The sequence below is a fragment of the Pseudahrensia aquimaris genome, from assembly GCF_042676045.1.
In the GTDB taxonomy this organism is placed as follows: Bacteria; Pseudomonadota; Alphaproteobacteria; order Rhizobiales; family Rhizobiaceae; genus Pseudahrensia; species Pseudahrensia aquimaris.
Genome location: NZ_JBHTJV010000015.1, coordinates 1 through 560, shown reverse-complemented (window position 1 = coordinate 560; position 560 = coordinate 1). Strand labels below are relative to the sequence as shown.

Annotated in this window: 1 protein-coding gene; it reads right to left on the bottom strand. The window is 59.3% G+C overall.

Going from position 1 to position 560, the window contains the following annotated elements:
• Positions 1 to 560: DUF7507 domain-containing protein (locus ACFQ14_RS14335; RefSeq protein WP_449301307.1), on the bottom strand; the 560-nt coding region annotated here is incomplete at both ends.

Genomic DNA, 560 nt, shown 5'->3' with positions numbered 1-560 from the left:
CGCCCCATTATGAGCATCAACCGGAAGCACATCATCAATCGTGATGTTCCCAGTGTTCACAACCTCATACGTATACGTCACCGTATCCCCAACATCAGCATCAGACAAAACAGACGGCGTCTTCGTGATGGTCAGCGTGGGGGTCGATGCACTTACCGAAACCTGTGCGTCGGCGGTTGGTGGAGTCAGTGTTCCATTGCGCGGGGTGGCGTTGGCGGTTGCCGTGTTTGTGATCGCGGTTCCAGCGTCGATATCCGCCTGAAGAACCGTGTAGCTGGCAGTGAAGACCTGCTCGTCACCCGGTTCCAATGTCACCGCCGCCGGGGTGATCGGGCCGAGCGTTCCAGCGGCAACATGGTTGTCGGTGGGTGCCACACTGTCGAGCGTTACATTGCCCGTATTGCGCAGCGTGTAGGTATAGGTGATCACATCGCCTTCAATCGCATCGACGGTTTTGTCCGCCACTTTTGTGATCTCTATGCCGGGTGCGGGTGCGATGGGGATTGAGAAGGCGGCGGGTGCTGGGGCCAGCGTGCCGCGGGCGGGCGTGCCTGTGGCTT